Below are 1,444 nucleotides of genomic sequence, written 5' to 3'. Positions count from 1 at the left end.
TCAATTTGTTTGCCATCAAGCACCACATCAACAATATCTCCAAAACTTTTGACATTAAGATCATTAAGGGCTAATGCGACATAATCTGGGTGCAATACAATCTCGCGATTTGTATTTTCTAGCGCGGGAAGTGGGCGCACTTGCATATATGGCATTTTTTGTGTGATGGCATTGCTTAGGCTTGTGGCGGTGGCGACTAGAGAATCTAGCTCACTCCCTACGACATTAATATAAATACTTTGCGTGCTAGAACCCTTATTAAAGATTCCTTGTTGCACCACAGAAGCCCTAACACCAGGAATGTTTTTGATACTTTCTTGAATCTGTGGAATAAGTCGCCTAATTTCTGCAGGATTACTTGAGGTTACACCAAACTGCATATACGATTCATTGCTAGAAAAAAATAAATGCTTGATAGGTGGCAAGTCTTTAGAATCTCGCTGTGTATAGCCCAAAGATTCTATGAGATGTTTATTTTGAGAAAATATACTCTCGCCAATCTCTTTTCGCTGCTCATAAGATATGCCAGGTGGTGCATTCACATATCCGATGAGAAAATTTTGGTTACCCTTAGGAAGATAATCAAGCCTTGGAAATAATGCCCAACTACTCACCACACAAAAAAACATAAATCCGATTATAAACACTGCGCTACGCTTAGGCGTGTGCAAAATAAAACCTAAGCCTCTCATAAGCCATTGGCTACACGCAACACCAAGTTTTTGATACAAGCTTTGTGTTTTGTGAGATTCAATATAAAAAGCTTGCATGGATGTTTGCATCATTGTAGGTATGACAAAGATAGAAGCAAAAAATGAAATCCCCAAACCAAAACATACACTAAGTGCGACATCATAAAATAATTGCCCCAAATCCTGCCGCATATCCATGATAGGAATAAAAATCGCGATAGTTGTTACTACCGAGGCAAAAATTGCTCCGATAACTTCTCTTGTACCATCAACACAAGCCCTAAAAAGTGGTTTTTGTTTGTGCAAGTGGCGTGTGATATTTTCAAGCACAACTATAGCATTATCAATAAGCATACTCATAGCAAAGCTCACACCCGCTAGAGAGATAACATTTAATGTGCGCCCCATAAGATTCAAAAAGAAAAATGTGCTAATAATACATATAGGGATAACAATAAGCACCGCCACCACAGAATACACATTGCGCAAAAATAGATACAACACCACACATGCCAAAATAATGCCCACGATAATGTTGTTTTTCACCAAAGATAATGCATCAAGGATATAGCCCTCTTCGTCTCTGCTCCACACAAGTTCTAAACCATTATCATGCACACTACCCTCATTCAGATTCTCTACTGCCTTGCGCACCCTTTGCGTACAATCCAAACTATTCGCATCTGGCGTATGAACAATCTGCACACTAAGACCAAGTGTATCGTTGAGATACCCATCGCTTGTCTGTTTGG

General features: G+C 39.4%; 1 protein-coding gene. It reads right to left on the bottom strand.

The annotated features are described in order from the left end of the window. Positions 1 to 1,444: efflux RND transporter permease subunit (locus tag C6H22_RS08560; RefSeq protein WP_199769837.1), on the bottom strand; the 1,444-nt coding region annotated here is incomplete at both ends.

The organism is Helicobacter equorum (genome assembly GCF_900198655.1).
Lineage (GTDB): Bacteria > Campylobacterota > Campylobacteria > Campylobacterales > Helicobacteraceae > Helicobacter_F > Helicobacter_F equorum.
This window is presented reverse-complemented; position numbering and strand designations above follow the sequence as displayed.